Origin of the sequence: Streptococcus suis YS56, from assembly GCF_000440115.1 — a bacterium.
Lineage (GTDB): Bacteria > Bacillota > Bacilli > Lactobacillales > Streptococcaceae > Streptococcus > Streptococcus suis_L.
In genome coordinates this window covers 1-23,285 of record NZ_ALMY01000068.1, presented here as the reverse complement: position 1 = coordinate 23,285, position 23,285 = coordinate 1, and the positions used below count along the sequence as shown (strand labels likewise).

Genomic DNA, 23,285 nt, shown 5'->3' with positions numbered 1-23,285 from the left:
CATTTACTTTATAAAATAAAATTTGTCGACTTTTTAATTTACTGGTTAATTATATCATTCATATTGAAATTTAGCAAGCTATGAGCGAATTAAAACAAAATAAAGAGCTTGCTACACAGACCAAACTCTTTATTTTATATATTTATTTAGCAAGCTTTGCTTTAGCAGCATCTGCAAGAGCTGTGAAAGCTGCTGCATCGTTTACTGCCAAGTCAGCAAGCATTTTGCGGTTTACTTCGATTTCTGCCAATTTCAAACCGTGCATCAATTGTGAGTATGACAAACCGTTCATGCGAGCAGCCGCGTTGATACGAGTGATCCACAATTTACGGAAATCACGTTTCTTCTGACGGCGGTCACGGTATGCATAGTAGTAAGAGTTCATTACTTGTTCTTTCGCAGTGCGGAACAAGAGATGTTTAGCTCCATAGTAACCTTTAGCTAATTTTAAAATACGTTTACGGCGTTTACGAGAAACAACGCCACCTTTAACACGTGCCATTTAATTTTCCTCCAAATAATTCAAATAATAAGTAGTGCTATATCAGTTCTTAGCGCATTTGAGTAAGCATTGACTTGATACGCTTGAAGTCACCAGCATGTACCATACCTGCTTTACGAAGGTGACGACGTTGTTTTTTAGTTTTACCGTGGAAACGGTGTGAAGTATAAGCGCGGAAGCGTTTCAATCCACCAGAACCTGTACGTTTGAAACGTTTAGCTGATGCGCGGTGAGTTTTTTGTTTTGGCATGTTAATTCTCCTTTTGCTTAAAAAGCTTATTTTTTATCTGAAGCTGGGGCCAATTGCATAAACATTTGACGTCCGTCCATCTTAGCGCGTTGTTCGATAATGGCAATATCTTGGGTTGCTTCAGCGAACTCAGCTAATACTTTCGCTCCAACTTCTTTGTGGGTAATCATGCGACCCTTGAAACGGATCGAAACCTTAACCTTATTTCCTTTTTCAAGGAATTTACGGGCATGACGAAGTTTTGTCTCGAAGTCCCCTTTATCAATAACTGGACTTAGACGCACTTCTTTTACAGTGACAACACTTTGTTTTTTGCGTTGTTCTTTCTGTTTCTTCTGATATTCAAATTTGAACTTACCGTAGTCCATAATTTTCGCTACTGGTGGTTTAGCTTGTGGTTGAATCAATACTAAATCCACGTTGGCGCTATCAGCAATGGCCTGAGCCTCATTGAGCGGTTTGATTCCCAACTGTTCACCCTCAAGACCGATAAGACGAACTTCACGCACTCGAATTTCATCATTGATGAACAAATCTTGCTTTGCTATGGCTTTTCACCTCATTTTATATTTTTCGAGAAAAACGAAACGGACTTGCTAAACAAGTCCGCACTACACCATTATTCTTTCCGAAGAAATCTTAATCCGTAGAGCCAGACAACGTTAGTCGCAAGGCGAGAAGCTCTCACTTCTGCTTTTCTCAATACGACTATTCTAACATGTCTAAAACTACTTGTCAAGAATTTCTTTCGCTTTTTCGGAAATAAATTTCACTACACCTTCGATGGATACTCCTGTTGTATCAAAGGTAATGGCATCATCTGCCGCCTTTAAAGGAGAAACTTCTCGATGAGAATCTTTATAGTCACGAGCTGCAATTTCCTGCTTTAGAGATTCCAAGTCGGTCTCAATGCCACGTTCCGTATTTTCCTTAAATCGACGAAGGGCCCGCTCTTCAACAGAGGCAATAAGGAATATTTTGAGTTCTGCCTGTGGTAAAACAACTGTTCCAATATCGCGACCATCCATGACAATACCGCCAGCCTGGGCAATTTCCTGTTGCAGGCGTACCAATTCTTCCCGTACTAGAGGAAGTGCTGCTACCGCCGACACATTATTTGTTACTTGGTTATCACGAATTGGCAAAGTAACATCTTCATCACCCACAAAAACTAATTGTTGGCCATTTTCATCACGCCCAAATCGAATGGGATACTGAGCAAGCAAGGCCACGATTCTATTTTGATCTGTGACCTCTATGCCGTTTGTCAAGGCTAGATAGGTAGCCGAGCGATACATAGCGCCTGTATCTAAGTAAGTATATCCAAAATTTTTAGCAATAATTTTAGCAACCGTTGACTTCCCACTTGAAGCTGGACCGTCAATTGCAATTTGAATTGATTTCATAACTCCTCTTTATCTAATACGGACTACATCACCTGGATGCGCAAGCCAAGACCCTGTGGTCATTTTCTCTGGATTTAATCGCTCTAGCTCAGCAATTGAAATCCCGCCACGTGCGGCTAATTGTCCAACACCTTCACCTGCTTGAACAGTAAGGGTAGAGCCATCCGTAGCCTCTGCTAGACTGGAACTTGTTTCCGTTGTTTCTGTTTCTGTCGCATCAGTAGAAGTAGACTCCTGTGTTTCTGCAACTGAAGTTGAACTTTCTGCTACAACTGCAACGGAGCTTGGATTATAAAATTCCTTAGTTGAATCTGTTTTACTTCCTCCAACCGACAAATAGATGGCAGTGATACCAATAATCAGTACGATAACAAAGAAAATAATTGCCAAGACTGTAAATACTGTTGTACTTGCTACTCCCTTGTTTAGACGTTCTTTTCGACTAACTGTTTCTGTTTGATAAACTTCTTCATTCCATGGCTCTTGTGACATTATCGAGAAAACTCCTTGTATTTTTATTAAAATATGATTACAATACTAATATGAAAATAAAACTTATTCCTGAACGGTGCATTGCCTGCGGGCTCTGCCAAACTTATTCATCTATATTCGATTATGATGACGACGGTATCGTTGTTTTTTCAGACGACTCACAATTTGAGAAAACGATTGAACCCAATCCAGATATTCTCAAAGCCATCAAATCATGTCCTACAAAAGCCATTTCAGCGGATTGATTTGGCTTTTTTTGTATAATACTCTTCAAAATAATCCTGTTTTATTAAATGGTCTATTAATTCAATCTCACCCTTGAAGCAATTATGAATAGCTAAATGGTTAATAAAGTATTTTTTCGGCCATTTGCGCATGTGATACACCTGCCCATTGGGAAATTCTTGTGAAAATATGCGAATGGCTAGATAAGAAACTTCAATTTTTTCTATGGTAGCAATTTCAATTTTCTGTACTGCAAAAGGATTAGCCGAAGCAATCCGTAAATGCTTTTCTTTTATCTCGAAATAGCGATGTAAGCCAAGCACTACTAATACAACAAAGAGAGAGAGAAGTAAGATAAATAATCTTGAAACTCTCAACTTTTCCAATAAAAGTGTCATACCAATGAAAATAGGCGTGAAGGTAAGTGACCAGTAAATAATGGCCCATGATAAATCCGGTTGCCAATGGTAACGAATTTTACCAAAAATTTTGATCATATCGGACCTCCATCTATTATTCTAGCACAAAAAAAGAGATTTTCCTATGAAAACCTCTATCTTTTGAATTTTTTTATTACATTTACATGACAATATTAGTTGGTTTGTAAAACTTCTGAAACGCTTTTGAAATATTTTTTGATGATATGATTAAAATAGTGTCATTAGTAATAATAACGATTACCTCAAACTCGATAATCTCTCCATATCACTTGGCAATAATAGCCCGGTATAAAAACCATCAATTCCAAGCGCAGAATATTTCGTCAATTCATCATATGTGTGAATGGTATGAGTATAGATTTTTTTATTCACTGCGTGTAGACTATCAATGAAATCAGCTGTGAAGAAATTTGCATGACCTATAGGGGTGGTTACTACACTTACTGCAGGAGTATTTTTAACAAAATCTAAGACAGTATCTGCACTATCTTGTGATGCATAAAGAGTATATATTACTTCAGGAAAATCATAAATATCTCGAATTAGGGAATACATTTCTTCATTATAAATCTGAGGAATGATTCTATTCAGCAACTCTGGATCTCTTGTTTTTGCTTCGTTTACAATTTCAGAAAATTGCAATCTCATTTCATCAGATGCTTCTAATATTTTAGTATCCGTCACTAAGAATATATCCTTATTAATCAGCATTTGATCTAATACATCTCCAATGAGCATAGTTGTAAAGCGTGAATCAGTGACAGGCGATCCAAAAGTTTGAAAATTTTTCCATTCATCTGAGCTCAAAGCTACACCATTCATATAGCCGAATTGGTCCCAATCGTGGACAGCTGCCATCTTCCCATCACTAGTTAAATAGAAATCCATTTCAAATACTCGGTGCCCCATAGAATAGTTTTGTTGCAATGCTTCTAAAGAGTTCGTATAAAAAGTATTGTAGGACTTTTCACGATAAGTACCACCAGCATGAGCAATAAGCTTTGGAAATCTTTCTGTCCACTGATGTTGTGAAAATTCAATATTTTGAACATCCACAAAAATTCCATTAAGAGAAACTTGCACATTGAATATTTCCTCAATCTTATCTGCAGACAGATAGTCCATCCATAAAAAATGTTGAATACTATTACGAATATCAAATTGATAACCCGCTTTTGTCACACTGTTTTTATCTGTATCAATCAGCAAGGAGTATGATAAATCACCGATTTTTTTCTCATACTGCCCATCAGAAATCTTTTGAAATGATTGCTTTTCTAAAACTGTATTTAATGGAATATAGCCATCTCGTAATAAGGAAAAATGTTTGTAGCCAATTAGCAAACACATAAATAATGATAGAACCACTACTATATGCAGATTCGACCACCGATGCGTTCGTTTGCGAGTGCGTGTATTTCCTTCTATCTTATTTCTCCCCATCGTTGCCTCCATTCGTCTCTTGACTCTTAACATAGTAACTCAGGAGAAACTTGGCAATAAACTTTGGCCAGAATAACAAATACATTTCATAATCTTCTTTTGTACGAATATTGTTTTCAATGCTATTTGTCGTCTCCGATTCTTCATGGATACGATGATACATCAAACTCTCATCTACAAAGGTAAATCTACCCTTTTTTTGAGCTATTTGATACCAAGCGAACCAATCAAGAGAAACTTTCATTTCTTCATTAAACTTGAAATCATTCAGTTTCTTCAAATTATAGGTCACAGCTGGACAAGAAATTGGATTACCAAAGGCTAAAAACCTATTCCGCCAAAACTTCCATTTGGGAAACATGGCCATTGTCCGTAACATGAGTTGCTTGATTTTCAAGTTTGAAGTTAAGGGAATAGCCACACCTTCCTTAACTTCCTGATAATCTGAATAAGCTATCAACGTTTCCTCTGTCATCTGAGACATTATTTTTTCACAATAGTCTGGTAAATAAATATCATCTTGATGAGCAATTGTAGCATAAGGGGTTGTTACAAAAGAGAGTGCTAAATTCCAATCTTTTCCAATACCTCCTCCTTGTGCGGTATGCATTACGATTGCATTCTTTTGGCAAATTTGTTCTATATATTCACTCGGAGTACTAGTGTATAGGATGAGTTGTGATTGAAGTGTTTGCTGCCTTAACGAATGGATGCATTCTTCTAGATACTTACTATCTCCATAAGCACAGATAACAAATGTATGGTTATTCTGCATGATGCTCCTCCAACTCAGAGATTCTTTTTTTAGCCATTGATACTTCTTGAATTAAATTTTTAATCTGCTGCTTTTGTTGAGATAAAGCCATACTATGCAAAAATCCAATCACCAAGAGAACAAAAATTGCCACAGATAACAAGAAATTGGAAGTCAGACCAAACCCGAATAAATAAGCCAATTTAATAGGAATAACATCAAAGAGTGCAAAAACAATCAGTCCGAAGCCAATAACAATCCACATAAAGGCATGTTCGAATAAAATCTTATTTTTATTAATATTCCTAAAAATAAAATACAAAAAACCTAGTGAGGCAAGAAACATAGCTAATGCTTGTATAGTCATTATTCCCCCTCCTTCATAAGCGATGCAATCAAAATTGATGAACAAACCTCAACCATGTAGCGAATAGATTTTAGAGGTGTAATGGATGACACCCCTCCCGCTCTTTCAAACATATTTGCCGGTGCTTCTACTACTTGGAAATTTTGCTTTAGTAAATGAACAGTTGATTCTGGTTCCGGATATTTAATCGGGTATCGTTTTGCAAATTGTGCAATCACTTTTCTATTTCCCAAACGATAACCTGATGTTGTATCCCAAATTCGGTTTCCAGTTGTTAATTTAATCATATTTGAAATGACACCTATTCCAAAACGTCTCATAAAGCTAGTTTGAAATTCCGACAAAGTATCACCAACAAAGCGTGAGCCAATCACCATATCAGCTTGACCAACTAAGATTGGCTGAATTAAGCTATTTAAGGAACGAATGTCATGTTGACCATCACCATCAAATTGAACTGCTACGTCATAGTCATTGTCCAAAGCATATTTATATCCCGTCTGAACAGCTCCACCAATACCTAAATTTTGTACTAGGTGAACAGCATTTAATTTATTTTGAATCAAAATTTCTTTCGTGCTATCTGTTGAACCATCATTGATGACAACATAATCCAATTGGAAATTCACACTATTTCTATAATCTATAATTCCCTGAACAGTTTGAAGGATACTTTCTTCCTCATTGTAGGCAGGGATAATCATTAGTACTTTCATAAAAATATTTACCTATTTTTTTGTAATTTCATTTTTCTAAACTTCATAAACGCCGGGATTAGAGAATTGATTATTCTATATCTCAACATCGGAAATGGTTTCATTACAAAATTGAATATTTTAAAACATTGGAAGTAAATGAACCAGCCTTCCTCCATTGGAGTGTTGTCCCAAGGAGTTTTTTCTAAATAAAAGTGATATTCATTCCTATACTTATGTGTGTTCCAACGCCTCCATGGACGTTCTTCACCTAAATAATGAATTACGATGGGATTTTCTTTCGCAAAAATGTATGCTTCTTTGTCAATAAAGTTTGCTGGGCTACTTAATTTCTCCAATGTTTTGTAAGGATAAGTGTCATAGATATTAAAATAGTTATATGCAATTGATAACGTTTTAATGTATTCCTTAACACCACCATTAATGGCATCTTGGTCATTTGCAAACAACTGACCATTCTTCTTTTGGTAATAACTTAATATTTTACTACCAATATTATTATCTCGCCACCCTCTTAAATCAATTAGCATCACTCCTGCATTATGATAAGAACGGCTACCTAAATCTAAATCAGCCCTTCTATTCGAATCAACTGTTGGCTCAGGTGACATACCAATAATTTTCCCTCCAAGTTCTTCTTCCCATAATTGGAACAAATCTCCTAAGACAATGGTGTCACCATCAAGATAAATGATACGTTCAACTTCTTCTGGTAAAAGCTTGTCTATCAGAAGTCTGGCTAAAACAATGGAAGACCAACCATTTGTGTCAAAAGAGAATTCAAAGTAATTTTCTAACTTCTCTAACTCAATAAAAGAAATTGAAGCACCGTATTTTTCAACAAATTCTAAAAGTTTCTTTTGATTAACAGACGATATTCCTTCTGAAAGAAGATAAAAATGTGCTTGTTTGGTCATGGAAGAATTTTCCAAAATCGAACACATGCTCGTAGCAACTTGTGGCACAAATGCATCATTTAGTGTATATACTATATTCATTAATTCCCTTTCTTCACACCATAATACCCTTAATTCTAAAATAACATATCTCTATAGAAAATTAATTATTCACATTTTTTAAATTAATAGTATAGAAAATAATCAGACTACTACATAGATATACAAACATACAAATAGTAAAACTAATTGAAGCACCTAAGATAGCAAAATTTTTAATTAGCGGACTCACAATTAATTTAGAAATAAAGAATGTAAAAAAAGTAGCGAGCAACAAATAATTTTGTTTTCTCTGAATTGTCAATAAATTATCTATCAATACTGCAAATAAATTAAACCCACCACCTAATAGTAAAATTAGGAATGCAACTTTATAACTATTTAAATTTACACCAAATACAATACTGAGAAGTGGTGTTCCTAGGAAAAAACCTAAAACTAATATGATGATAACAGATAAAAATAATTGTTTAGATACTAATCTTATTTTCTTGGAATATTCTAAATGTTCACTATTATGCCAATGAAAAGACAACTCCGTAATTAATGGTCGGAGTAATATAAACAAAAGATTTAATACAAAGGTTGGCATAAACAGAATGTTAAAATCTCTTTGAGTACCAGCAATAAGTTGATTATTCTCTATAAAGTCATCAATTACTAATTTAGGATCATTAAATATTGAATTTATTAAATACGTACTTAGGAATATTACTGTACACATTCTAAGAATTTCTAGTGTTTCTCCCAAATAACTATTCATATTTACATTGACTTTGTGATAGTTCTTAAAGTAATATCTATAATCAAACATAAACAAAAGGATTGCATTCACAACAAATAATATAATGGAAGAAAGGAGTAGATTTTCCGTTAAATAAATAACACAAATAAATGATATTAATGATACTATACTTCTATAAAACAAGACTTTTCCTGCCAAGTCTGACCTTTGATGTTGCTGAAACAACCCTTGATAAACATCAGAGAATGCTTCACAAGAACGATAGAGTGTCATAAATAGAACAATATAGAATTTTTCGCCAGTAATTGAAAATATCTTTGAATAAAGAAACATTACTATAAACATTGCAACAACAGTCAGTATTCTAGCTAACAAATAAGAATAAAAGCTATATGTTTCTTTAGTATCTGTTGATTGAAAGTTTCTAACACCATAGTAAGCAATAACTACAAACTGCTGACTTAAGGTGAATGCTATACTAAATGTGTCTGAGATTTGAGCGTTAGTCAATCTTGACACAATTAACAAAAGAACTATAGAAACAGCGGCCGAACTAAATGTCCCTAGCATATTCCAAATAAAATTTCTTCGCTGATTTATAATAGGGTCATTCATCCAACATCACTCCGTATTCTAAATAAATTTTTGTAAAAATGTCACTTCAGATAGCCATATATTTAAAACTCTGAAAAATCATTGAACTTTCTCAATCTTATAAATTAAATAATTGTCAGCAGTCGATTGTAGTTCAAAGTGTACAGTCTCAGTATTAAATGTCGATAAATCTCGAATTGAAATTATATATTTCACATCCATTTCCTCAAGTTTGGAAACAGGTATAAACACTTTAAATACGTCAGGCTGCAATAACTCAAATACAACTTCCTCTGAATTAGTTATTTCTACCATAACATGAGCATATCTATTGTATATTTCGTTGTACAGACTAAGTGGATCCAATGATTTCCAAAGTTCTAAATTAGGATATGCATTAGTCGAATTGAGAGTTGGTGCACCTGCTACTAAAGGTAAATTCGTCATCGGATAACCAATAACATCAACCAACCACTTACTTTCTTTATCGCTTTCTGTAATAGATTTTATATTTGTTACTAAATTACTTTTGAATATAACATCCGAACCTATTCTAACCGGATTTACCATGACTCCGGAAAGAAAGATTATAGCGAGAGAAACTTTCAAAAGTTTTTGCTTATTTATTGATAATATTGCATTAAAGACATACATCAGCACGAAGTATGAAATTAGAATTACACTCCATCTATACAAAGAGACTCTCAGCTCACTGGTACCATCAACACTTAAAGAGTTTGTTATATAGGATGAAGTAGAATTATATGCAAAAAATATTACCAAACTAGCCATAATAAACGAAACAATTCGACTTGTTCTCTGAGAAATGTCTTTTTTCATTCCAACCAAACTTCTTAACACCAATAATATATTAATAAAACTAAAGATTGGTATAATTCTAGCAGTTGTTGTAAAGGATAATAGTGAAATTTTAGCTAAAAAATTTGGTATTCCTGCTACCATATAACAAATAAAGAATAGATTCAATAAAAGTAAAATAGTTAACAAACTGTCTCTTTTCTTAATCCATGCGTAGGTTGCCAATATCATACCGAGTGGAAAGAAGTCATAAAATACATTCATCCCTCGCTCTTCAGCTAAACCAAATGTTGGATACCATATTGAGAATGGATAACCTGTCACAAATGAAAAGAACTCCTGTCCTCCACCAGCACTGCTTCTAGCACCAGGATAGGCTGTTTGTAATGTTAATTGGATTGCCTCACTGGAGACAAGAAAGATACCGACTAAAGTTGTAATTGTTATAACAAGTGCACTTATGATAATTAGAGTATCTTTTGTCCAAGAGAACATCATTCTCTTCCAGTTTTTTACAATAAAATATATAGAAATAGAAATAAAAACATAAAGATATGGTACTTGCCATGCTGGGTATATTACAAGAGCATATGCAGTAGCTGTCCAAGCTAACAGTAATCCGAGAAGAATACGATTAATATAATTATTGGTTTGTATGTAATGATAAACAATAATAACGGCGAGTGAACCCCACGTCAATACTTCAGCAGGTCCCATAGACCACCATTGAACTGCAGGTCCATAGGAAATTAAGGCAGCTCCTATAAATGCCAATGTTTTATCTCGTTTCAATACTAACATTAGCATTTCAAATAGAGACATAAACATTAAAAAGAATCTCACTAACCAAGCAAAAGATAATCCTTTATTAATTCCTAGGAAAAGGTAGCCCCATTGTGCAGGTTTAAAAATAATAGGCAGTGCCAATACTGGTTGATTTAATAATATGAACATATCTGTCTTTGTACCACGTACAACCTGACTAAAATATGGCAAAAGTGATTCCGAATTTGAAAACTGAGAGAAAGTCCAGATGGTTGATGTTCCAAACTCGTCAGAACGAATTGCTCGATCCACACCAAAAAGTACCTTATCAAGTTCTTCAGAATTTAAATAGTCGCCCCAGATTCCAATAGACGAGCCGGATATTTCAAAAAATACTCCAAAAATAATGATTATAAGAACCAATAGATACCTATATTTATATAATTTATCAAAAATAAATTCTTTATTTTTTTCTAATAATCTATAAGAAACTATAAATAAAATTAAAGCTAAACCTAAAATTAAAAAATAATGAGGATTGGTTTTAAACTGATAAATAGGATAGTCACCTAAAAAAAACCAATGTGTCATTAGAAATATAGCAATAGCAGGTGGAACTACTGTCCTTATTCCTTTATTCATCTAATAATTCTCCTATTCGAAAAAATCTAACGAATTTTGTAAATAATTCTTACCTTCAGTTAAATCATATTCTAACAATTTCAAATCGTTCGATGCTTCGCCGTCCACAATTGAATTGTTAGATTCTTCTACTACCCTTGTAAGTAATGCTTGATACGGCGTTACCTTAGAATTTGTATGTTCTAGCAAAGCTGCAATAAAATCACTTGAATATACTTTTTCAATCTGTATTTTATTGGTTTGGTAATTACTCCAAATAAAGAAATCCGTTAAGTATTGTTTTTCAGTTTCTCCTTGAAAAATAGAATCTGGATATATTCCTGGTAAATGATCACCATAAAAAACAACGGTTATTTTTTTATTAAATTCTGACAACTTTTCTAGAAATTGTTTTGTTTCACTATCAGTAACAGAGATTAAACGAGCATAATTACTAATGGTTGTATTTTCATCTTCTGATAAATTAATCCCCTGTGCTACTATGCTCTCTGGTGTTTCAAGTGTATGAGGTATATGATTTTGCATGGTTATCACGGAGAAGAATTGATTGCTTCCCTCATCAAGACGACTTAATACATTTGAATATGCTGTCCTATCACTTATATTTGCTCCGACAACCTCTACACTATCCATTTGTTCATCCGAGTTAATGTGTGAAATGAACTTCTCAAACTGTAACGTCGAATAAATATTTTTACGATTATAATTTGTAGAACTTGCTGGATGAATGACAAACCTATTCTCACTAGAAAACGTGTTACTTATAGAAGGAATGTAGGAAAGTTTAGGAACAACCTCGGTATAAGCTATGGAAACTGAATCCGAAAAACTCCGATAAGCCAAACCAGTCAAAGCTTGAAATTCCATATTAGCAGTTCCTCCACCATAGCCATCAGAAACCATCAGGCCACCAGTATTTTGTGAGATTATACTACGAATATTTGGAATCACATCTTCACTAACTGTAACATTTGTCAATCTCGAAGGATCTGCAAAACTTTCGCTAAGAATAAAAATTACAGTTTGTTCATCAATTTTTTCAGTTCGTATTTCATTAATTCTATCTGCTTCAAGAGAATATCTTGCAATTAAGTTCTCTATCTCTTCTTTAGAGTAATTATCCGGTTTTTCGATAATTGGCTTTGTCAATTGTTTAATCCATACATATGCTACTGATTTGTATCGTGCATTCTCAGCAAAACTTAACCAACCAAGATCATAATCATTATTTAATTTACTCAGTATAGGTAGACCTGTTTCGATTTTTCTATCTTTTTCAGATTCGAAAACTGAAAAAATAAAACTGAGCATACTTACCGGTAAACAAAATAAAACTAGTCGATTAAAGCGATTCCTCACAATTCTTACATTCTGTATTTTCCGAAGAAATATAAAAAATAAGACGACTGCAAAAATTGTATAACCTATCAACTGTTGGAAATACTCAATATCAACGAAGCTAAAAATTAAGCCAATATCTTTAATCCAAATTAAATCTGAATAAAGCAATGGTTCGTTTCGTAATTCAAATTTTAATTGGTTAGCCACTGATACAATATATACTAGTAATGTCAAACCGATTGTTGTCACCATATATCTATTTACCAACATATATATAGTAAAAAATACAGCTGTCAAAACAATAATTTGAAATAACATCGCTCCAGGAAACACATATTCTCCGAGTAAGATTTCTTCCTTTCTTATCCCAAATTGTAGGAAGAAATTAAGCAAAACTGCCAATAGGAAACTGGTAAACAGAGAAAGTGAAACTGTTGACCTATTATTTAACAAATCATTACAAGCTTTTACAATGATAAATATAAATGTATAGGATACTATCGCCAAGATAAAATTAATAATTAATATTTTGTCCGAAGCGGTTGTAAACTCAAATAATTTCAACCAGTATTGTTCTCTAAACCAAAATAAATAGGAAAAAACTGAAAAAAATACATTGGTTAAAACAATATTAATAAATATGGAGTTGGAGGAAAAGCGTTTTCTTGAAATATTTTTACCTAGGACAGTCATAATCATTAAGAAAATTAACAGCAGGCTAATCATCCAACTTTTAGAAAAAGAAAATAACGATCTAAAACCTTGGTTCCAAATTTCAAATCCTGGAGTATTAATTTGAGACGACTCAGAAATAAAATGTAAAGTTAAAGTCAATACAAGCGCACTGCATATTAAAACAAGTATATTTCTTATTCGTCCTAAAAATATTAATAAAAAATAATTAATTATAGAACCTAGCACAATGAACAATAGTAATATACTAGTAATTATCTTATGATTAAACAAAGAATGTGTGTTATATTTTATCGCAAAATATGAGAAAATAATTGGATAAAATAATACCGTATTTATGAATAAAAAAATTGAAATAAACGTTAGTGACTTAGTATTATTCTCAGAGAGAGTATTGTCCCCTCCAAAAACACCTTTACAAATTTTTCCTATCATCGCTTCAACAACCGTTTTATGACATATTTAGCTATAGATTTATTGATAAAGAAGAAATATTTCAAGGCACCTGTTAAGCCTCCGAAATAAGTAAAATCAACTGGTGCAACAGGGTTAAAGCGAATTCCTTCTCTCTTATTCAATAAAGTGACATCTACAAAAGGTGGCAAGGTAACTGGATTTTTTGAAATGAGGAAATCATAGTCATTGCCCCAAGCAATATACACCAGCATCCTCTCAATAGAATGAAGAATTGTTGCAAGAGGCAGAGGCTCTTCTGGCACTTCTTCGTCTTGAATATCAATATCAAATAATGGTTTTAGGGCATCATACCTAAACCATACATAGGTACCATAACTCATGACATAGGTAGAAAATTCCTGAAAATCCAACTCTTTCTTCATTCCCATTCTTTCCCATAGCACATTCATATCCGTAGATAAGGCACCTTCATAAAATGGATCTAAAGAAATATATCTGAAATAAGTTGGAATATCAGCAATGACCAAGCCTAATTTATCATTCTGTGCAAGTTGGGAAACAATCGCATCCGACGGCTTCACTAACATTTCTAGTAACTCTCTTCTCCAGGATTCCCCAGCCCAAAATTCAGCTTCAAGCGATTTTTTGGTATGAAAATGTCCAATAAAATCATAATTCGATAACTGTTCTTTCAATTTTAGCATTGGAAGAACATCTCTTCCGCGGTTTCCAGTGACATGAACAGACGCAATTGCTTCTCTTTTTGATAAAATCTCTCGAATTTGATCAGCTTTTTCTTCTTTATCTGTCGTCAAATATAAATCATATGAGAAAGTAAAGGTTGAAAAAATATCTAGAAAACTCTCCAAAAGGTCAACATAATAAGTATGTAAGTGAATTGCTACCTTCTTATCTAAAAACTCAGGTTGAATATTCTTATCTAAATACTTGTACTTCAATAAGTTATAGGCCGCCGGAGTGAACATATTTGACATATGTTCGACAATAAGCTCTGTAGGATACTCTGAAATCTGTGCCAACTCATCAATTACAAAAGAAGTTTGTTGAGGATTTCCTTCCAAAGCTTTTACTTTGATAAAAGGTACTCTTTTTTCAATAACCTTTGCAACATTATAGTATGAAAAGTCTGGCAGAGGCATGTGATGAAGCTGTTCAGCAGTTGTGTCAAAGACTGCCTTATATTTAAAGCCAGCATCCACAAAAATATTTGTTGCCGGTGATTCTAAATAATCAATAACATCCTGTACAATCGTATACTCCCGTACATTCGACCAGAATTTTTTAAATTCCGGCGATTGAACAACTTGCTTTTTAAAAGTGACAAAGTAACTCTGGAGATGCTCTTTAAAACGTTCCGTAGCACGATGATTTGTCATGCCCCAAAAATCTGTAGACGAATCACTTTCAAAGCATTCAAAAACTTCCTTGATATCCCAAATTGGACCGTAACAAGTGTCGTTCATAATGGTCACAGAGTCATATTCTGAAACATGCTCAAGACCTAACTTTTGAAAACCATCCTTCCATGCCACAAAGTCAAAGCCACTATTTTTTCTTTGTAAAAAATCAGTAATCATTCCAGATGATTCTAACCGTTCTTGGTCTAGCTTTGATAATTTACTATTTGAAATGAATAGAACTTCTTCAAATAAGGGACGCATTTTCTCCAGTTGGTAAACAACATGGGAACTTAATTTATCATACTTATTGTAATGTACATACAATAGTAATCGTTTCATCATTTTCTCCTAAAAAAATTAATTAATTTTGTTGCAATAATCCACCGTCGAGAACTAACTACTTTATTGTACTCATTTTGTAAATTGAATAGCCTCTTTTCCAGCTCTTGATTTTGCAATAGAGTTTGTTCCTGACTGTTTTTTAAAGATTCCAGTGCTTTAACCTCATCTTCTAACTTTTGGCCAACTCTTCTAATGATATCTATTGTTTCGGTTTCTAATTCATATTTTACTTCAACTTGCAAATCTTCTTCGAAATCAGAAACATCATAAAGAAGTTGTGGGTCATTCTTTCCAAATATGTATCCTGATAGATGTGCAAAACCATTCACAAATTCTGGCTGTAATTGAATATTTTTACCTATTACATTTACAGAAACACATTTTAAAATGACCGGTAGTTCTGAGAAATCTAAACGAAACTTCTTACAACTCCTTGGAATATGAATAAGCTCTAGTCCAGATTTATTCAGCGGTATTTCTTGTACGGTGAAGTTTTTAAATGCACCATCCTCAGATAGATATGTCAAGAGGGTCCCTTGTTGTAACCAAAGCGGAATGGATAAATTATCTATATAGGTAGTTAACCCATTTTTTGAAAATTCAGGTTGAATTGCAGAATATTTCAACATTATATATGAGTATGCATCTGAATACTTTCTAACATTCCCATGCTCACTAATCGAATCTACCAATTTTCTGTAGTTAAGAAATGTAGAATCACATGGGGCTGGCTTCGCATTTTGGTACAATATCAAACCTAGAAAAAAATCATAGTCAACTAACTTCTTTCTATTTAGGATTAGATCATAACGTTGATTTTCAATTTTAGAAACTCTAATCAAAGAACAATTATCTATATGGTTTCCAATGAAGTATTTTTCTAAATTAAATTCTTGAATAGGGATAATCACATCTCCAGAGTCAATATCTTTCAAACTTGTATAGATAATATCAGCATTTTCTGTAAATGCTGTTTTCAACATTTCTTCAATGAAATTAGATTCTAAATAGTTGTCGCTATCAACAAAAAGTACAAAATCGCCTTTTATAAGTTCTAAACCACGGTTTCTAGTTGCACATATTCCTTGATTCTCTTGATAAAAATAAGTTGTTTTTTCAAAAGGACTCTCTTTTATTGCATCTTCAATGATATCTCCAGACCGATCTGATGAGCCATCATTAATAATAATAAGTTCTATATTCCGATACGACTGATTAAATACACTCTCTATACATTGTCTAATGTATTCTTCGTGATTATAACAAGTGATTACAATAGTTACCAAATTATTCATCCAACCTTACCCATTTCCCATTTCTTCTAATCAGTCCAGAGGAGGCTATTTTCTCAGATTGCATTTCATCAGTAATATCATTCCTTGTCACCATAATAATAGGTGTTTCCTCAGAAGTAGCAAATGCAACTATTTCATGTTGAGGATTTCTCACTGCTACTTGTAATTTCAATGTGACATTGTTAACACTTTCTAAACTACAACTATATTCTATAGACTTTTCCCCAACTCCATTTGTCAAACCATCTAGCGAATTATCATTGTATATCCAAATATTTTTATCAATTTCTGTCAATGAAAATGCAACATAGGTAGGAATATCTTCCAACACTTCATATGTAATTCTAAAACGTATTCTTTCCGTTGGTGTAATCTGAGGTGAGCTTAATAATTTAACTTTTAAATTGTTAACCAAAGAAATATTTTCTGCTTTATCCGGAATTTTTTCCTTGGTATTAGGTTCCGGATTTGATACTTTTTTTATAGTTGTTGTTGCATTGTCCAGGCTATATTGATTAGCAATATCATCTGGATTTCCTATTGCTTTTACCAAACCATCCTCAATTAATACAGCTTTATTGCAGTATTTTTTAACTGCACTCATATCATGAGTTACGAGAATAGTTGTCTTACCACTTTTTTTGCGTTCCAAGAAATAGTCATTACATTTCCGTTGAAAAGCTTCGTCTCCAACTGCTAAAACTTCATCTAGGACTAGGATATCACCTTGTGCCTTGATTGCAACGGAAAAAGCTAAACGTACCTGCATACCACTTGAGTAATTTTTCAGTTTCTGATGCATGAAATCACGTAATTCTGCAAAGTCTACAATGTCATCATACATAGCATCAATTTCTTCGTGTGAGAAACCTAGGAGTGCCCCATTTAGATAGACATTTTCACGACCAGTCAACTCTGGATTAAAACCAACTCCCAATTCGATGAAAGAGACCAACTTCCCATCAACCGTTACAGAACCTTTTTCCGGTACATAAATTTGAGAAATAATTTTCAAAAGTGTTGATTTACCCGAGCCATTTCGACCAAGAATACCAAAAAAATCACCTTTTTCAACGTTGAAGGAAATATCCTTCAATACATGCTGTTCTTTATATCCTTTAATTCCTTTAAAACGATTGACAATAGAAGTTCGTAAACTCTGTGTAGCCTCTGTTGGCAATTTAAAAAACTTGCTGACATGGTCTACTTTTACCGCAATATTATTTTCTGTCATTAGAGAATCTCCGCAAATTTCTTAGAATGCTTGTTAAAAACATTGACACCAATCACAAAAACGATAATCGGAATCAAATAAGGAATCAAAACAATTGCCTTATTACTAATGACCTGCCATACAGGAAGATTAGCCTTATCAATAACAAAATACCGCATATCTTGAATAATCTGTGCCATAGGGTTTAGCATAATTATTTTTGCAGCCAACTCACTTTGATTCATTACAAATGATAAAGAGTAAATAATTGGTGTTGCATACATACCTGCCTGCATGATAACTTCCCAAATTTGTGACAGATCACGGAACCTCACAAAAAACGTCGACAATAGAAAAGCAATGCCCGTCGCAAGAAGAAATAGTTCAAAAAACAACGGTAGAGCTAAGAGAATTGTCCAAGTAAACTCAACTCCATTGAAAATTGAAAAAATCAATACAACAACTAAATTAATAGAGAAATTTATCGCCGCCCCAAAAATGGCAGAAAGAACAATAATTTCCTTTGGAAAATTCAATTTTCTTAACAAATCACCACGATTAACAATCGAAACCATTCCCATATTTGTTGCTTCTGAAAAGAAAGACCATATCACATTTCCAAGTAACAGTGCCACAGGGAAATGAGGAACATCTCCTCCTAAACGTAGAAAATGGATGAAGACGACATACATAATCGCGAACAACATAAGAGGTTTCAAAATGGACCAAAGATAACCAATAACTGAACCTTGGTACCTCAATTTAAAATCAGTTTTAATTAATTCTTTTAACAGAATTCTGTTTTTTGTGGAAAACAATTCCATATTTACTCCTTAATATAAGCAAACTTTGTCACAATCAGTGTTGTAAACACGAAGGTGTGAAAAGCCTTATTTTTCCTCAATCCATATTTTCTCAAAATCCTGAATCGTTCTAGCATTGGTTTATCCATAATGGTTACAAATGCTTCAATTAATTCTCTATTTGACTGAGATAGAGGCATTTGTAGTAAGTGTCGGGCTTGTTTTTGACTATTTTTTATCAAATCCCAATAGACAGCAAATAAAATATGAGGGCGAATCCATTTTTTAAAGCGTTTTGAGAGTGTTCGAGCCCCTAAAATATTATCAGAATGCTGGCGGTACAGTTCCCCTGGTTGATCAATAAATACCAAATTTCCAAAGGCTGACGCAAGCAGGGCCAGATACCAATCATGCATCAAAATATCCTCAGTTACTTGCCACATTTCAGCAAGATGATGATTAATCATGGCGACACCGCCAGTTACAGTATTCTCAGTCAACTCTTGCACCAATTCCGTATTGGCATGATGAGATTGAGATTTTACCATGCTTTCTGCCATAACCTCTAGATTTTGATTGACAACTTTGAGGTCCATATAAACCATCAATGGCAAATTTGTTGGATAGGCTTGTGCTTTTTTCAGGCTAACTTCCAGTTTATTTGGCAGCCAAACATCATCTTGGTCACTGAAAAAATAGAAATCAGCAGTATCATAATGAACTAGCCTATGAAAACTTTTGATGACACCGAGATTTTCGTCTGTCTCAACATCTATGAAGTGAATTCGCTGATCTTGTTCAGCAAAATCTTTAATAATCTCTCTAGTTCGATCACTGGAACCATCATCACGAATGAACAGTGTCCAGTCTGTGTAAGTCTGTTCTTGAATAGAACGAATTTGCTCAGCTAAGAACTGTTGACCATTGTAGGTCGACATGAGTATGTTTACTTTCATTGTAAAAATAATTCCTCGTACTCTTGGACGATTTTTTCCCAGGTGTATTCATCCTTCATGTGTTTTTTCGCAATTTCTCCTAATTCCACCGCTTCAGCATTCTCATCAATTTGGTTAATTAATTGACTCAGGCTACCTGACTCCTTACTCCAATACCGAGCACCTTCTAGGGCAACTTTGCGGTTAAAATCAACGCCTAAAACCAAATTTTCATTGGTTTGCGCCAGCGCTTCTAGGAGACTAGGATTGGTTCCTCCAACTTCATGTCCATGAATATAAGCTCGACATTCTTGGCGCAGATACTTAAGTAGTTCTTGGTCATATACTGTTCCTACAAACTTAATCCTCTTATCGGATATAAAGCCTGTCTCATCTTTCAATTTTTGAAAATAGGCAGAGCCTTCATGGTTTGCAACGATGACTAAATCACGTCTCGTGTTGCTTGCCATAAACTCCTTAATTGCTGTCACATAGTTATTCTCGGGTACAAAACGACCGATAATCAGATAAAATTCTTTCTCTTTAATGTTCCAATTTGTAAAATATTGGCGAACTTGCTCAGATTCTTTTGTTAACTTAGTCGGACTTAAATCTGTACCATAGGCAATAAAGCGTGTATTGGTAGCCGAGTATTCAGATTGAATATAATCCTCAATTCCCTCATTATCCGCAATAATCAAATCAGCATATTTGACCATCATTTTTTCAGAAAATTTTAGATAGCGTTGAACTGGTTTAGCCCACTTGGCCCGTTTCCATTCCAAACCGTCTGGATTGACAAACAAGGTACCTCCAACAGAGTGAATCTTTTTCGCAAAAGGTACTATGAAACCACCTATGGTATTTCCCAAGATATAGAAAATTGGTCGCTCTATCTGCTGTTCCTTAATGATTTTAAAGGCATAAGTGATTGCCATCATATCATAAGCAATCACACGAGCTGGTCCAAGTTTTGGTGGATTAATGGTGAAGCAATCTGCGCCTAGGTAGGTCGAATGTTGGTGATGACTTGTATCCGATAAACAAGCCACATGATAGCAAATCTTCTCAGATTGCTGGTAACTGACCAATTGTTGGACAAAGGTCTCAAAGCCACCATATTTTGCTGGCAGTCCACGACTACCGATAATAAAAACGTGTTTCATGAATTCTCTCCATCAAATTGCAGTTCTTTTCATTATACCATTTTTTAGTTTTTTTTCCTAATTCTATCCTAGTTTGCTGACAAAAAACAGAATGTTCTATTCATTTTATATTGCTTTGATATATACTTCAATTACTTATATTTTACATTCAAGTTAAATACCATTTAAACTTATTTTATTATTTTAGCAATAAAAAGACCACTTAATATGACAGTCCACTACAATTTAACTGCATACCATAAGTAGTCTTTTCAAATTTTATTTTAAATAGAAAAAAATTATCATAATTTTATCCCGATAGGCGAATAGTCAAGACAATTTGTTGTGTTAGCTATCAAGATAGTATAATTTATAATTTTCAATAATTGATCGTAATTTTTCACCATATTTCGGATCAGTAGCATATCCTGATTGTCTTAACGCAAGAATTGCTTGTTGATAATCAGTTGCCTCCCTAAAACTCTGGTAATTTTTTATTCTCCACGGAGTAGAGGTAAAGAACTTAGCATAGTCTGCTACACTTTCATTCCATGAATTATATTTTCTAAACAAGTGCTTTTCTTGCTTCTTCTCACCATCACGGTATTCATTGGTAATGATTTCAATTGTAGCACCCGTCCACGCAGCATCCGCTTTGATGCCAAAAAGATTATTCCCATGAGTCGCCAAGTATGACGTTCCCCATGCACTTTCGAGGATGGCTTGAGATAACATGACGCTCGAAAGGATAGAATTAGCTTTTGAACTTTGCTCAATTGCAGGTACTAGATTAGCTATGAAACTTTTTTGATCATTAGAAAGTTTTCCTGTTTCAATACCTGTACCTGCAATTTCTACTTTCCCTCAACAGCACCATACCAGTTCATCACACCTTGTGCCAATGCTTTCGCAAGGCGAGTGTGATAAGAATCTTGTTTGATAACTTGTAATTCCGAAGGATTATCCATAAATCCTAGCTCCACTAGAATAGCAGGAATTGCTGTCTCGCGAAGGACTGCAAAAGTTTCTCTTCTTACGCCACGGTTAACTGCACCTGTTTCTTTAATTAAACTCTCCTGAACCTTGTTAGCTAAAATCTCACTTTCAGCTAAACGAGTAGGGTTATTATGCATTTCTTTATTAATTTTAGGTTGGTATTCCGGATCGTATTGATACCAGTATGTTTCGATACCAGTCGCATTCGAAACCCCTGCTCCCGTCGCATTAAAATGGATACTAATAAATAAGTCTGCGTTGCTTGCATTCGTCATTCGTGACCTCTCAGTTTTGAAGTCTACATCATAATCACCTGTACGGGTCATCAAAACATTGATTCCATATTTCAAGAGATTTTCACGCAACTTATTTGAAACAGACAATGCAAGATTTTTTTCATGTACACCTCCATAAGAAGCTCCTGAGTCTCGCCCTCCATGTCCTGGGTCAATATAGACTGTGTAGGAGCGTGTTGATGGCAATTCAACACTAGTACCGCCAACTGCTGTCATACTTCCATCTGTTCCGCGGTAGTAAACGTGCGAAATGTACTTCCCTGAACTATATTTATGTTGGTTTTTGTTAATTCTTGCAAGGTAGCTACCGTCTGACTGGCGTGATGCTTCATGCCAAACAATATCATCCTGACCTCCTGATTCTGTCCAGGTCGGAACATAGACTTTGTCTAAACCACGCGGTGATGAAATATTAGTGATGCGAACATTGAAACTGCCTGCTTGAACATTTACATCTGAAACTGTAATGGTGCCAGAAAGTTTTAATTCTGGTAATTCAACACTAGCTCCGCCAATTGCGGTCATACTTCCATCGTGACCTCGGTAATAAACATGGGAGATATATTTACCGGATTCATATTTATGTTGAGTTTTGTTAATTCTTGCAAGAAAGCTACCGTCTGACTGGCGTGATGCTTCATGCCAAACAATATCATCCTGACCTCCTGATTCTGCCCAGGTCGGAACATAGACTTTGTCTAAACCACGCGGTGATGAAATATTAGTGATGTGAACATTGAAACTACCTGCTTGAACATTTACATCTGAAACTGTAATGGTGCCAGAAAGTTTTAATTCTGGTAATTCAACACTAGCTCCGCCAATTGCGGTCATACTTCCATCGTGACCTCGGTAATAAACATGGGAGATATATTTACCGGATTCATATTTATGTTGAGTTTTGTTAATTCTTGCAAGAAAGCTACCGTCTGACTGGCGTGATGCTTCATGCCAAACAATATCATCCTGACCTCCTGATTCTGTCCAGGTCGGAACAAGAACCTTAGCTATCCCTTTAGGCGCAACTATATCGCTAATTTTTACTTCAAAGCTACCTGCACCTTGATTGATATTCACTGCAGAAACTTTCCCACTGGCTTTAAGTTCTGGCAATACCGCTGAGGTTGCACCGATACCTGATAAGCTACCATCTTGCTTTAGCAAATATACATGGGAAATATATTTGCCTAATTCATTCTTATGTTGAGTTTTGTTAATTCTTGCAAGAAAGCTACCGTCTGACTGGCGTGATGCTTCATGCCAAACAATATC

The 23,285-nt window shown here is 34.4% G+C and carries 23 protein-coding genes and 1 other annotated feature; of the genes, 1 reads left to right on the top strand and 22 read right to left on the bottom strand.

What is annotated here, in order from left to right:
- Positions 1–142: 142 nt before the first annotated feature.
- The 5 genes from rplT to SST62_RS0107985 all read right to left on the bottom strand — a co-directional run bounded on the left by rplT (position 143) and on the right by SST62_RS0107985 (position 2,650).
- Positions 143–502 carry a 50S ribosomal protein L20 gene (gene rplT, locus SST62_RS0108005; protein ID WP_012028296.1) on the bottom strand — a complete coding sequence of 120 codons (360 nt, stop codon included), beginning with the start codon at positions 500–502 and terminating at the stop codon, positions 143–145.
- A gap of 49 nt (positions 503–551) precedes the next feature.
- A complete protein-coding gene (gene rpmI / locus SST62_RS0108000; RefSeq protein WP_024375714.1) occupies positions 552–752 on the bottom strand; it encodes a 50S ribosomal protein L35 in 201 nt (66 codons plus the stop codon).
- A gap of 26 nt (positions 753–778) precedes the next feature.
- The gene (infC, locus tag SST62_RS0107995; protein WP_002940606.1) at positions 779–1,285 is read right to left on the bottom strand and encodes a translation initiation factor IF-3; all 507 of its coding nucleotides are present in this window, start codon (positions 1,283–1,285) and stop codon (positions 779–781) included.
- 40 nt (positions 1,286–1,325) lie between these two features.
- Positions 1,326–1,454: a sequence feature (ribosomal protein L20 leader region), on the bottom strand.
- A 26-nt stretch (positions 1,455–1,480) separates the two neighbouring features.
- The gene (cmk, locus tag SST62_RS0107990) at positions 1,481–2,158 is read right to left on the bottom strand and encodes a (d)CMP kinase (protein ID WP_014637749.1); all 678 of its coding nucleotides are present in this window, start codon (positions 2,156–2,158) and stop codon (positions 1,481–1,483) included.
- A gap of 9 nt (positions 2,159–2,167) precedes the next feature.
- On the bottom strand, positions 2,168–2,650 hold the full coding sequence (locus SST62_RS0107985; RefSeq protein ID WP_029186925.1) for an SAG1386/EF1546 family surface-associated protein: 483 nt from the start codon (positions 2,648–2,650) through the stop codon (positions 2,168–2,170).
- Between the two features lie 50 nt (positions 2,651–2,700).
- On the opposite strand from SST62_RS0107985, the gene SST62_RS0107980 reads away from it, so the two are divergent.
- A complete protein-coding gene (locus SST62_RS0107980; RefSeq protein WP_014637747.1) occupies positions 2,701–2,895 on the top strand; it encodes a ferredoxin in 195 nt (64 codons plus the stop codon).
- On the opposite strand, the gene SST62_RS0107975 is transcribed toward SST62_RS0107980, so the two are convergent.
- The 17 genes from SST62_RS0107975 to SST62_RS01000000111665 form a co-directional block, all read right to left on the bottom strand.
- Positions 2,884–3,372, bottom strand: coding sequence for an EbsA family protein (locus SST62_RS0107975; RefSeq protein WP_024415750.1), 489 nt, complete (start codon positions 3,370–3,372; stop codon positions 2,884–2,886). The two genes, SST62_RS0107980 and SST62_RS0107975, sit on opposite strands and share 12 nt — an antisense overlap.
- A 180-nt stretch (positions 3,373–3,552) precedes the next feature.
- On the bottom strand, positions 3,553–4,758 hold the full coding sequence (locus SST62_RS0107970; protein ID WP_050571902.1) for a glycerophosphodiester phosphodiesterase family protein: 1,206 nt from the start codon (positions 4,756–4,758) through the stop codon (positions 3,553–3,555).
- A complete protein-coding gene (locus SST62_RS0107965) occupies positions 4,745–5,533 on the bottom strand; it encodes a glycosyltransferase family 2 protein (protein ID WP_029186923.1) in 789 nt (262 codons plus the stop codon). The genes SST62_RS0107970 and SST62_RS0107965 overlap by 14 nt, the downstream gene beginning before the upstream one ends.
- A complete protein-coding gene (locus tag SST62_RS0107960) occupies positions 5,523–5,879 on the bottom strand; it encodes a DUF2304 domain-containing protein (RefSeq protein WP_002937073.1) in 357 nt (118 codons plus the stop codon). The genes SST62_RS0107965 and SST62_RS0107960 overlap by 11 nt, the downstream gene beginning before the upstream one ends.
- Positions 5,879–6,595, bottom strand: a complete 717-nt coding sequence (locus SST62_RS0107955; protein ID WP_024378815.1) for a glycosyltransferase family 2 protein — start codon at positions 6,593–6,595, stop codon at positions 5,879–5,881. Before SST62_RS0107955 ends, SST62_RS0107960 begins: the two co-directional genes overlap by 1 nt.
- A gap of 8 nt (positions 6,596–6,603) precedes the next feature.
- The gene (locus SST62_RS0107950) at positions 6,604–7,593 is read right to left on the bottom strand and encodes a glycosyltransferase family 8 protein (RefSeq protein ID WP_029186922.1); all 990 of its coding nucleotides are present in this window, start codon (positions 7,591–7,593) and stop codon (positions 6,604–6,606) included.
- Between the two features lie 61 nt (positions 7,594–7,654).
- A complete protein-coding gene (locus SST62_RS0107945; protein WP_029186921.1) occupies positions 7,655–8,911 on the bottom strand; it encodes a hypothetical protein in 1,257 nt (418 codons plus the stop codon).
- Positions 8,912–8,989: 78 nt separating this feature from the next.
- Positions 8,990–11,116, bottom strand: a complete 2,127-nt coding sequence (locus SST62_RS0107940; protein WP_029186920.1) for a hypothetical protein — start codon at positions 11,114–11,116, stop codon at positions 8,990–8,992.
- Between the two features lie 12 nt (positions 11,117–11,128).
- On the bottom strand, positions 11,129–13,585 hold the full coding sequence (locus tag SST62_RS0107935) for an LTA synthase family protein (RefSeq protein WP_029186919.1): 2,457 nt from the start codon (positions 13,583–13,585) through the stop codon (positions 11,129–11,131).
- Positions 13,582–15,327, bottom strand: a complete 1,746-nt coding sequence (locus tag SST62_RS0107930) for a rhamnan synthesis F family protein (RefSeq protein WP_029186918.1) — start codon at positions 15,325–15,327, stop codon at positions 13,582–13,584. Before SST62_RS0107930 ends, SST62_RS0107935 begins: the two co-directional genes overlap by 4 nt.
- On the bottom strand, positions 15,327–16,625 hold the full coding sequence (locus tag SST62_RS1000000111940) for a glycosyltransferase family 2 protein (RefSeq protein ID WP_029186917.1): 1,299 nt from the start codon (positions 16,623–16,625) through the stop codon (positions 15,327–15,329). The genes SST62_RS0107930 and SST62_RS1000000111940 overlap by 1 nt, the downstream gene beginning before the upstream one ends.
- On the bottom strand, positions 16,618–17,859 hold the full coding sequence (locus SST62_RS0107920) for an ABC transporter ATP-binding protein (RefSeq protein WP_029186916.1): 1,242 nt from the start codon (positions 17,857–17,859) through the stop codon (positions 16,618–16,620). The genes SST62_RS1000000111940 and SST62_RS0107920 overlap by 8 nt, the downstream gene beginning before the upstream one ends.
- Positions 17,859–18,662, bottom strand: a complete 804-nt coding sequence (locus tag SST62_RS0107915; RefSeq protein ID WP_029186915.1) for an ABC transporter permease — start codon at positions 18,660–18,662, stop codon at positions 17,859–17,861. Before SST62_RS0107915 ends, SST62_RS0107920 begins: the two co-directional genes overlap by 1 nt.
- 2 nt (positions 18,663–18,664) lie before the next feature.
- Positions 18,665–19,597: a glycosyltransferase family 2 protein gene (locus SST62_RS0107910; protein ID WP_029186914.1), complete on the bottom strand. Its 933-nt coding sequence runs from the start codon at positions 19,595–19,597 to the stop codon at positions 18,665–18,667.
- Positions 19,594–20,742 (bottom strand): beta 1-4 rhamnosyltransferase Cps2T, encoded by a 1,149-nt coding sequence (gene cps2T, locus SST62_RS0107905; protein ID WP_029186913.1) that lies wholly within the window; start codon positions 20,740–20,742, stop codon positions 19,594–19,596. The genes SST62_RS0107910 and cps2T overlap by 4 nt, the downstream gene beginning before the upstream one ends.
- 327 nt (positions 20,743–21,069) lie before the next feature.
- Positions 21,070–21,498, bottom strand: a complete 429-nt coding sequence (locus SST62_RS0107900; protein ID WP_079267464.1) for a glycoside hydrolase family 73 protein — start codon at positions 21,496–21,498, stop codon at positions 21,070–21,072.
- A 77-nt stretch (positions 21,499–21,575) separates the two neighbouring features.
- On the bottom strand, positions 21,576–23,285 hold a 1,710-nt coding region (locus SST62_RS01000000111665), incomplete at its 5' end, for a GBS Bsp-like repeat-containing protein (RefSeq protein WP_029186912.1).

Excerpts from the sequence above, each read along its gene's own strand:
- SST62_RS0107910 (WP_029186914.1), bottom strand. The coding sequence starts at position 19,597 with ATGAAAGTAAACATACTCATGTCGACCTACAATGGTCAACAGTTCTTA.
- SST62_RS0107960 (WP_002937073.1), bottom strand. The coding sequence starts at position 5,879 with ATGACTATACAAGCATTAGCTATGTTTCTTGCCTCACTAGGTTTTTTG.
- cps2T (WP_029186913.1), bottom strand. The coding sequence starts at position 20,742 with ATGAAACACGTTTTTATTATCGGTAGTCGTGGACTGCCAGCAAAATAT.
- SST62_RS0107970 (WP_050571902.1), bottom strand. The coding sequence starts at position 4,758 with ATGGGGAGAAATAAGATAGAAGGAAATACACGCACTCGCAAACGAACG.
- SST62_RS0107935 (WP_029186919.1), bottom strand. The coding sequence starts at position 13,585 with ATGATAGGAAAAATTTGTAAAGGTGTTTTTGGAGGGGACAATACTCTC.
- SST62_RS0107985 (WP_029186925.1), bottom strand. The coding sequence starts at position 2,650 with ATGTCACAAGAGCCATGGAATGAAGAAGTTTATCAAACAGAAACAGTT.
- SST62_RS0107965 (WP_029186923.1), bottom strand. The coding sequence starts at position 5,533 with ATGCAGAATAACCATACATTTGTTATCTGTGCTTATGGAGATAGTAAG.
- SST62_RS0107930 (WP_029186918.1), bottom strand. The coding sequence starts at position 15,327 with ATGAAACGATTACTATTGTATGTACATTACAATAAGTATGATAAATTA.
- SST62_RS0107915 (WP_029186915.1), bottom strand. The coding sequence starts at position 18,662 with ATGGAATTGTTTTCCACAAAAAACAGAATTCTGTTAAAAGAATTAATT.
- SST62_RS0107950 (WP_029186922.1), bottom strand. The coding sequence starts at position 7,593 with ATGAATATAGTATATACACTAAATGATGCATTTGTGCCACAAGTTGCT.
- cmk (WP_014637749.1), bottom strand. The coding sequence starts at position 2,158 with ATGAAATCAATTCAAATTGCAATTGACGGTCCAGCTTCAAGTGGGAAG.
- SST62_RS0107940 (WP_029186920.1), bottom strand. The coding sequence starts at position 11,116 with ATGAATAAAGGAATAAGGACAGTAGTTCCACCTGCTATTGCTATATTT.
- SST62_RS0107955 (WP_024378815.1), bottom strand. The coding sequence starts at position 6,595 with ATGAAAGTACTAATGATTATCCCTGCCTACAATGAGGAAGAAAGTATC.
- SST62_RS0107975 (WP_024415750.1), bottom strand. The coding sequence starts at position 3,372 with ATGATCAAAATTTTTGGTAAAATTCGTTACCATTGGCAACCGGATTTA.
- SST62_RS1000000111940 (WP_029186917.1), bottom strand. The coding sequence starts at position 16,625 with ATGAATAATTTGGTAACTATTGTAATCACTTGTTATAATCACGAAGAA.
- rpmI (WP_024375714.1), bottom strand. The coding sequence starts at position 752 with ATGCCAAAACAAAAAACTCACCGCGCATCAGCTAAACGTTTCAAACGT.
- rplT (WP_012028296.1), bottom strand. The coding sequence starts at position 502 with ATGGCACGTGTTAAAGGTGGCGTTGTTTCTCGTAAACGCCGTAAACGT.
- SST62_RS0107920 (WP_029186916.1), bottom strand. The coding sequence starts at position 17,859 with ATGACAGAAAATAATATTGCGGTAAAAGTAGACCATGTCAGCAAGTTT.
- SST62_RS0107945 (WP_029186921.1), bottom strand. The coding sequence starts at position 8,911 with ATGAATGACCCTATTATAAATCAGCGAAGAAATTTTATTTGGAATATG.
- SST62_RS0107980 (WP_014637747.1), top strand. The coding sequence starts at position 2,701 with ATGAAAATAAAACTTATTCCTGAACGGTGCATTGCCTGCGGGCTCTGC.